Source organism: Microbacterium sp. B19, from assembly GCF_000333395.1.
Lineage (GTDB): Bacteria > Actinomycetota > Actinomycetes > Actinomycetales > Microbacteriaceae > Microbacterium.
In genome coordinates this window covers 1-7,520 of the sequence record NZ_BADA01000128.1, presented here as the reverse complement: position 1 = coordinate 7,520, position 7,520 = coordinate 1, and the positions used below count along the sequence as shown (strand labels likewise).

General features: G+C 70.3%; 7 protein-coding genes. 4 read left to right on the top strand and 3 right to left on the bottom strand.

What is annotated here, in order from left to right:
• Both cysK and epsC read left to right on the top strand, forming a co-directional pair.
• Nucleotides 1-831 (top strand): cysteine synthase A (gene cysK / locus I5G_RS04870; protein WP_022878055.1); only part of this gene is annotated, 831 nt, incomplete at its 5' end.
• Nucleotide 832: 1 nt separating this feature from the next.
• The gene (gene epsC / locus I5G_RS04865) at nucleotides 833-1,402 is read left to right on the top strand and encodes a serine O-acetyltransferase EpsC (RefSeq protein WP_022878054.1); all 570 of its coding nucleotides are present in this window, start codon (nucleotides 833-835) and stop codon (nucleotides 1,400-1,402) included.
• A gap of 55 nt (nucleotides 1,403-1,457) precedes the next feature.
• Here the strand turns inward: epsC and I5G_RS04860 are convergent, their stop codons facing one another.
• On the bottom strand, nucleotides 1,458-2,711 hold the full coding sequence (locus tag I5G_RS04860; protein WP_022878053.1) for an acyl-CoA dehydrogenase family protein: 1,254 nt from the start codon (nucleotides 2,709-2,711) through the stop codon (nucleotides 1,458-1,460).
• 232 nt (nucleotides 2,712-2,943) lie between these two features.
• Here I5G_RS04860 and I5G_RS04855 point away from each other — a divergent pair, with 232 nt between their 5' ends.
• Together I5G_RS04855 and I5G_RS04850 are read left to right on the top strand one after the other, a co-directional pair.
• Complete coding sequence (locus tag I5G_RS04855; protein ID WP_022878052.1) at nucleotides 2,944-3,930, top strand: helix-turn-helix domain-containing protein; 987 nt, start codon at nucleotides 2,944-2,946, stop codon at nucleotides 3,928-3,930.
• A 29-nt stretch (nucleotides 3,931-3,959) separates the two neighbouring features.
• Nucleotides 3,960-5,363: an amidase gene (locus tag I5G_RS04850; RefSeq protein WP_022878051.1), complete on the top strand. Its 1,404-nt coding sequence runs from the start codon at nucleotides 3,960-3,962 to the stop codon at nucleotides 5,361-5,363.
• A 136-nt stretch (nucleotides 5,364-5,499) separates the two neighbouring features.
• Here the strand turns inward: I5G_RS04850 and prfA are convergent, their stop codons facing one another.
• A complete protein-coding gene (prfA, locus tag I5G_RS04845) occupies nucleotides 5,500-6,576 on the bottom strand; it encodes a peptide chain release factor 1 (protein WP_026095656.1) in 1,077 nt (358 codons plus the stop codon).
• Between the two features lie 18 nt (nucleotides 6,577-6,594).
• Nucleotides 6,595-7,520, bottom strand: a 926-nt coding sequence (rho, locus tag I5G_RS04840) for a transcription termination factor Rho (protein WP_022878049.1), incomplete at its 5' end; no start/stop codon positions are given.

The following is a 7,520-nucleotide window of genomic DNA, read 5'->3' as shown; positions in this document are numbered from 1 at the left end:
TTCTACAACCCCGCTTCGAGCGTGAAGGACCGACTCGGCATCGCGATCGTCGACGCCGCCGAGGCGTCCGGCGAGCTGAAGCCGGGCGGCACCCTCGTCGAATCCACCAGCGGCAACACCGGAATCGCCCTCGCGATGGTCGGCGCAGCGCGCGGGTACAAGGTCATCCTCACGATGCCCGCCTCCATGTCGAAGGAGCGACGCGTGCTGCTCCGCGCGTTCGGCGCCGAGCTCGTGCTCACCGACCCGACCAAGGGCATGTCGTTCGCGGTCGAGGAGGCCAAGCGCATCGTCGCCGAGACGCCCGGTGCCGTGTGGGCGCGGCAGTTCGAGAACGAGGCGAACCCGGCGATCCACCGCAAGACGACCGCCGAGGAGATCCTCCGCGACACCGACGGCAAGGTCGACTACTTCGTCGCCGGCATCGGGACGGGCGGCACCATCACGGGTGTGGGCCAGGTCCTCAAGGAGCGCGTCCCCGGCGTCAAGATCGTCGCGGTCGAGCCGGCCGACTCCCCCATCCTCACCAAGGGTCACCCCGGCCCCCACAAGATCCAGGGCATCGGCCCGAACTTCGTGCCGGCGATCCTCGACCGCGAGATCCTCGACGAGGTGATCGACGTCGAGTTCGACGACGCGATACGTCTGGCGCGCGAGACCGCGGCGAAGGACGGCATCCTCGTCGGCATGTCGTCGGGCGCGGCGATCTGGGCCGCTCTCGAGATCGCGCGCCGCCCCGAAGCCGAGGGCAAGAACATCGTGGTCATCATCCCCTCGTACGGCGAGCGCTACCTCTCCACCGCTCTGTACGAAGACCTGCGCGACAACTGACGTGGGGGTCCTCTCCCGCATCCGCGAGGACGTCGCGGCGGCGAAGTTCCGTGACCCCGCCGCCCGCGGCGGCCTCGAGATCGCGCTGCTCTACCCGGGCCTGCACGCCGTCTGGTCCTACCGCGTCGCGCACCGCCTGTGGGTCCGCGGCTTCCGCTTCCCGGCGCGGGCGCTCTCGCAGCTCACGCGCTGGCTCACGGGCATCGAGATCCACCCCGGCGCGACGATCGGACGCCGTTTCTTCATCGACCACGGCATGGGTGTCGTCGTCGGCGAGACGGCGGAGGTCGGCGACGACGTGATGCTGTACCACGGTGTGACCCTCGGCGGTCGCCAGCGCGAGGGCGGCAAGCGCCACCCCACGCTGCAGGACGGGGTCGCGGTGGGAGCCGGCGCCAAGATCCTCGGACCGATCACGATCGGCGCTCACAGCCTCGTCGGCGCGAACGCCGTCGTGACGCGCGATGCGCCGCCCGAGAGTGTGCTGGTCGGCGTCCCCGCGAAGGCGCGTCTGCGCCGCGCGAACGAAGACACCCGCGCGCTGCTGACGGCGCCGGAATACTGGATCTGAGCCTGTCGCTGAGAGGCGACGGAGGGCCGGTGCGACCGCACCGGCCCTCCGTTCGTCAGAGCGACAGACGGTTCTCGGCCGCCGCGAGCGGGTCGTAGCCGGGCGTACGCAGCATCTCGTGCAGGTGGCGGCGCCGGACGCCCATGTTGCCGCCGTCGTAGATGGGCAGGCACAGCACGTCCAGCATGATGTCGCCCAGCGGAGCGCGGTCGCCGTACGAGTCCACCCCGACCAGGCGCATCGCGTCGTAGACGGTCTGGACCGACAACTCCGAGTTGTAGATCTTCGACATGTTCGACAGCTCCCGGTCGAGTCCACCGGTCTTGTCGAAGTGGTCCGCGGCCTTCCATGCGAAGTAGCGCCCCACCTCGATGCGGGTCTTGATGTCGGCGAGCATGTACCCGGCATTCTGGTGGTCGATGACCGGCACGCTCCCCGAGCGCTTCTCTGTCGAGACGAAGTCGTACGCGATCTCGAAGGCCCGACGCATCTTGCCGACAGCCGCGGCGGCGATGCTGGAACACGTCCACGAGAACGCCCCCTTCGTCAACGCGAGCCCGTCGCCGGGCACTCCGATGAGGTTCTCCACCGGCACCCGCACGTCGACGAAGTCCACGTATGGGGAGTTGGTGGCGAGGTGGCCGATCGTGTCGATGATCCCGGAGAACGTCACGCCCGGCGTGCCCTTCTCGACCACGATGATCGCCAGCGACTCGGCCGGGGGCTTCGTCTCGTCGATGCGGCACACGACGCTGATGATGTCGGCGCCCTCGTCATCCCAGCCCGAAGCGTTGGTGGTGTACGCCTTGCGCCCGTTGATGACCCACTCGTCGCCGTCACGGACCGCGAACGTCTGGACGCCGTACTTCGGGTCGGGGTGATCGAAGTTGGCGCCCCCGGCCGCCTCGGTGAAGGCGATGGCAGCCAGAGCCGGGCTGCCGTCGACGAAGGGCGCGAGGAAGCGCTCCTTCTGCTCGGGCGTTCCGGCCGTGATGATCGGGAACGTGCCGAGACCGGTGCCGAGGACGATGGTCGGGGTGTTGATCTCGACGCGCGCGAGCTCCTCGCAGGCGAGCGCGAACTGCAGGTTACTGAACCGGTGTCCGCCGTTCTCGGCGGGGATGAGTCCCTTGACGAAACCGGCATCCACCATCTGCTGGTAGAAGGGCTTGAGCGCCCGGAACCGCCCCAGGGGGTCGGGGATCGGGGCGATGACGTCGGGGACCTGGCTCAGAACGGTCTCGGCGAACTCGCGGGCCTGCAGGCGCAGACCGAGCTGCTCTTCGGAGAGGGTGAAGTCGATGGCCACGGGTGTGCTCCTCGTTCGTTCGGGTGGAAGGTCTGGGTAGCGTCGCAGCGCCGGAACCGGCGGAGATTGGATGCCACTGCACGGTGGCGAGGACGAGAGTGCACGCGAGCGCACCGTGAGCACTTCGTTACCCGGCGGACACGCACGGGGTCGTCGAGAGAAACAGCCCGCTGCTCTGCTGTGTTCGTCGATACCCGCCGCCCCTCATCGGGGCGTCATCCAGGAGCACGTCATGCAGTTGTGGGACACCCGCGAGAAGCCACCGGCGGAGCAGCACGCGTACTGGCGCGAAGTGGTCTGCGCGGCCTTCACCCCGTTGCGACCGGCGGAGCGGGACAGCCGGGACGACTGGCGCCGCGTCGGACTCGAGGGACGCGTCGAGAGCCGCGCCTTCGGCGAGACGAACGGTGCGGAGATCACCACGTGCCCGCAGATCATCCACCACGGAGTCGACGAGGTGCGTCGCGTGGACGACGAGGTCGTCTTCCTCAACCTCATGCTCGACGGACGCTGCGTGGTGTCGCAGGATGGCCGGCGCACCATGTCCGGTCCCGGGACGTTCTCTCTCGTCGACGCGACCCGGCCGTTCTCGCTGGACTACCTCGACCCGTGGCGCACGGTGTCGTTCCGCGTACCCTCCGCCGCGATCTCGGACGTGATCCGTGCGAACGCGACCGCGCGCACCTTCTCGGCCGGGACCGGCCTCGGCGCGGTCATCGCCGACACCCTGCGGTCGTCGTGGATGCAGGCCGCCCGGATGAGCGTGGGCGAGACGGATGCCGTCGGTCGAGCCGTCACCTCCCTCACCGCGGCGCTGACCCAGGTCTCCCCCGTGGAGGCCCTGGCCGACACGACGGGCGGCGACGCGGCGCTCCGGCGAAGCATCCGGCACCATCTCGAACGTCACATCCGCTTCGTGGACACCTCGCCCGCCGCCATCGCACGGCATTTCGCCATCTCGGTGCGCAAGCTGCACCAGCTCTACGAGGGTGAGGAGCTCACGTTCAGCCAGACCGTCATGCGGCTGCGCGTCGAAGGGTGCGCCGATGACCTGCGCGCGGAGGGAGGCGGGGTGACGATGACACACCTCGCCGCGAAGTGGGGGTTCAGCGACCTGTCGCACCTGCACCGCGCCTTCCGTCACCACCTCGGACGATCGCCGCGCGAGATCCTCGCCGACCTGGGGGCGCGGCCCGTGCCCACGCGGCGGGCCGGTTGATCCCCACGCCCTCGCCGTAGGCTCGAGGCATGACGCGCCCGCACGACCTGTCCCTCATCGCGCAGGTCGCGGCTCTCCGGGAGGGAGCGCTGGACCCTCGCGACCTCGTCGAGCACTACCTCGCGCGGGTCTCCCGGTTCGCGGACCTCGGCGCGTTCGCCGAGGTCACCCCGGATGCCGCCCGCCGGCGCGCCGCCGAAGTCCTCGCTTCCTCTCCTCGCGGTCCGCTGTGGGGCGTGCCGCTCGCGGACAAGGACCTCGTGGCCCGCGCGGGCGTGCCGACCCGGTACGGCTCCCGCTCCCGTGCCTACATCGTGCCCTCGGCATCCGATCCGCTGGCCACAGCCCTCGACGTCGCGGGCGCCATCAACGTCGGGAAGACGAGCACCTCCGAATTCGGGCTCACCGGCTTCACCGAACCGCTCATCCACGGGCCCGCCCGCGACCCCTGGCGCCCCTCCGCGGGCGCGGGCGGGTCGAGCGGCGGTGCCGCCGTCGCCGTGGCGGCGGGACTCCTGCCCGCCGCGGTCGGTTCGGACGGGGGCGGCTCGATCCGCATCCCCTCGGCGACCGTCGGTGTCGTGGGTCTGAAGCCGTCACGTGGACGGCTGCCGATCGGGTCGGGGTTCGACGCCCCCGACGGACTTTCGGTCACGGGACCGATCGCACGCACCGTCGAGGACGCCGGGCTGCTGCTGGACGCGCTGGTGGGCCTCGCCCCGTTCACGTACGCCACCGCGGCGCCCGGTAGCGGCCCGTTCGTGGAGGCCGCAAGCCGACCCGCCGCCGGCTTGCGTATCGGCGTCACGACCGTCTCGCCGTGGGACGACGACGAGAACATCACCCTCGATCCCGATGCCCGGGTCGCGTTCGACACGGCAACCGCCTGGCTGAGCGACGCCGGACACGCCGTGGCCGATGCCGACTGGCATCCGGTCGGCTATCCCGCGCTGTTCCGCGTGCTGTGGCGCGCGAGCGCCGCGCGGATCCCGCTGAGCACCCACGACCTCACGCTGGTCGAGCCGCTCACCGCATGGCTGGTGCAGGAGGGGCGTGCACTCACCGCGCCCGAGCTGCTCGGCGGGCTGACCGAGGCCCGCGCGTTCGAGCGACGCACGATCGCCGACTTCGCGGCCTTCGACGCGGTGCTCACCCCGGCGCTCGCGCAGTCGCCGCGGCCGGTCGGGTGGTACGCGGGGCACGACCCGGAACGCACGTTCGCGATGCAGGTCGAGTACGCGCCGTATTCGAGCTTCGTCAACGTCGCGGGGCTCCCCGCGCTGACCCTGCCCGTGACGAGGGATGCCGAGGGGCATCCGGTGTCGGTGCAGTTGATCGGCCGCCCCGGCGGCGAGGCGGCGCTGCTGGCGCTCGGCGCCGAGCTGGAGGCTCGTCGCGGCCCGCTCCCCCACCCGCCGGCCTGGGACGCCTGAGCCAGCACCCGTCGCGGACACAACGAAGCAGAATCGGGGACCGGGCTGCGAAGAGACGCGGTTTCTGCCCAGCCCGGGGCAGTTCTCCTTCGTTGTGTCCGCGACACGCGCGAAGAGGGCGCGGCCGACCTGAGCGTCAGCCCTCGGAGAGCGCCGCGAGCCGGGCTTCCTCGTCGGCGGTGATCGCCGACTCGATGATCGGGCCGAGCGCGCCGTCCATGACTTGGTCGAGGTTGTACGCCTTGTACCCGGTGCGGTGGTCCGCGATGCGGTTCTCGGGGAAGTTGTACGTGCGGATACGCTCCGAACGGTCCATGCCGCGGATCTGCGAGCGCCGGGCGTCGGCGGCCTGCGCGTCGCGCTCCTCCTGCTGCTTGGCGAGCAGGCGGGCGCGCAGCACGCGCATACCCGCCTCGCGGTTCTGCAGCTGCGACTTCTCGTTCTGCATCGACACGACGATCCCGGTCGGGAGGTGCGTGATGCGCACGGCCGAGTCGGTGGTGTTCACCGACTGGCCGCCGGGTCCCGACGAACGGAACACGTCGATCTTGAGGTCGTTGGGGTCGATCGCGACCTCTTCGGGCTCGTCGACCTCGGGGAAGACGAGCACACCCGTCGTCGAGGTGTGGATACGGCCCTGCGACTCCGTCGCGGGCACACGCTGCACCCGGTGCACGCCGCCCTCGTACTTCAGGTGCGCCCACACGCCCTGCGCGGGGTCGCTCGAGGAGCCCTTGATCGCGACCTGGACGTCCTTGTACCCGCCGAGGTCGGACTCGTTGCGCTCGAGCAGTTCGGTCTTCCAGCCCATGGATGCCGCGTACTGCAGATACATCCGCAGGAGGTCGGCCGCGAACAGCGCGCTCTCCGCGCCGCCCTCGCCCGCCTTGATCTCCATGATGACGTCGCGGGCGTCGTCCGGGTCGCGCGGAATGAGCAGGCGGCGCAGACGCTCCTGGCTCTCGTCCAGGCGCTGCTCCAGCGCCGGAACCTCTTCGGCGAACGCGTCGTCCTCGCGGGCGAGTTCGCGGGCGGCATCCAGGTCGTCCGACGCCGCCTGCCAGGCCTCGTAGGCGTGCACGATCCGGTTCAGCTCGGCGTACCGCCGATTGACGCGCTTCGCGCGCGCCGCATCGGCGTGCACCGCCGGGTCGTTGAGCTCGAGCTCGACCTGCCGGTGCTCGTCGATCAGCCCGCGGACGGACTCGAGGATGCCGGAATCCGACACGGCTCAGCGGATGCCGTTGTCGTGCCCGTTGTCTCCGCGCGCGGGAGTCGGGATCGACTTCTGCATCTGGACGAGGAACTCGACGTTGGACTGCGTCTCCTTGAGCTTGCCGAGCACGACCTCGAGGGCCTGCTGCGGGTCGAGACCCGCGAGCGCGCGACGCAGCTTCCAGGTGATCTTCACCTCGTCGGGCGACAGCAGCATCTCTTCGCGACGCGTGGACGACGCGTTGACGTCGACCGCCGGGAAGATGCGCTTGTCGGCGAGCTGACGGTTCAGGCGCAGTTCGCTGTTGCCGGTGCCCTTGAACTCCTCGAAGATCACGTCGTCCATCTTGGAGCCGGTCTCCACCAGCGCCGTGGCGAGGATCGTGAGCGACCCACCGTTCTCGATGTTGCGCGCCGCGCCGAAGAAACGCTTGGGCGGGTACAGCGCCGAGGCGTCCACACCACCGGTGAGCACGCGACCCGACGTCGGCGCCGACAGGTTGTAGGCGCGGCCGAGGCGGGTGATCGAGTCGAGCAGCACGACGACGTCGCGGCCGAGCTCGACGAGGCGCTTCGCGCGCTCGATGGCGAGCTCGGCGACCGTCGTGTGGTCCTCCGCGGGGCGGTCGAACGTCGAGGCGATGACCTCGCCCTTGACCGTCCGCTGCATGTCGGTGACCTCTTCGGGACGCTCGTCGACCAGCACGACCATGAGGTGGACCTCGGGGTTGTTGTGCGCGATGGCGTTGGCGATCTGCTGGAGCACGATCGTCTTGCCTGCCTTCGGAGGCGCGACGATGAGCCCGCGCTGACCCTTGCCGACCGGGGCGACCAGGTCGATGAGGCGCTGCGTGAGCTTCTCGGGGGCCGTCTCCATACGGAGGCGCTCCTGCGGGTACAGCGGCGTGAGCTTACCGAACTCGACACGGGCGGCGGCATCCT